Annotated in this window: 1 protein-coding gene; it reads left to right on the top strand. The window is 72.8% G+C overall.

Annotated features, from left to right (window positions below; all coding sequences use genetic code 11):
* On the top strand, positions 1–538 hold a 538-nt coding region (locus ACP7AJ_RS21410; protein WP_426062277.1), incomplete at its 5' end, for an RNA polymerase sigma factor.
* Positions 539–902 lie beyond the last annotated feature (364 nt).

Consider the following 902-nt stretch of genomic DNA (forward strand, 5'->3'; position numbering starts at 1 on the left):
CCAGCCCCTATCGGCGGACGACGCGGCGTTGGTGCAGCGCCTGCGGGCCGGCGAGGCGCGCGCCCTGGGCGAGCTGCAGGCGCGCTACGGGCCGCACCTGCTCGCCGTCGTCCGGCGCCTGGTACGCGACGAGGCCCTGGCCGAGGACGTGCTGCAAGAGGGCTGGCTGAAGGTGTGGGCGGGCATCGGCCGTTTCGACCCGGCCCGGGGGCGCCTCTTTACCTGGCTGGCGCGCGTGTGCAGCAACCAGGCCATCGACGCGCTGCGCAGCGGCCACGCCCAGGTGCAGCGCCGCACCCGCCCGCTCGAGGACAGCGCCGCCGCGTACGTAGCCGACCCGGCGGGCTTCAACCCCGACCACCTGGGCGTGCGCGCGCTGCTCGGGCACCTGCCCGCCCCGCAGCGGGCGGTGCTCGAGCTGGTGTACCTGCAGGGGTGGACCCACGGCCAGGCCGCCGACCGGCTGGGCATCCCGGTGGCCACGGCCAAAACCCGCGCCCGCGCGGGCCTGCGCCGCTTGGCCGGGTGGGCCCGCTGAGGGGCAACGCGTGGTTCGGGCCCACGCGGCGAGTCGCCAGACGGGTTTGGGGAACGGCCCGTCAAGGCGGCGCCGGTGGTTTTTACCCTCCTTACTTTAAACGGGACGCGTTTAGCTTCGGACCCATTTGCTAAACGTTGCTTCTAGGGGGCAGTGGCTGGTGCTTCCGACCTCGAAGCAGTACGGCCCCGCTGCCGACCTGCAGCTACCCCGCCGCGGCCGCCGCGGTCCGGGCGTAGCTTTGCCGGATGAAAATCCTCCTGTGCTGTCTGTTGTGGGCGTCGGCTCCCGTTCTTGCCCAAACCCCCGCCCCGGCGCAAAGCGCGGAAGCCCAAGCCGTGGTGGACAAAGCCACCGGCGGGAT

The sequence above is a fragment of the Hymenobacter sp. B1770 genome (assembly GCF_049896385.1).
Classification (GTDB): domain Bacteria; phylum Bacteroidota; class Bacteroidia; order Cytophagales; family Hymenobacteraceae; genus Hymenobacter.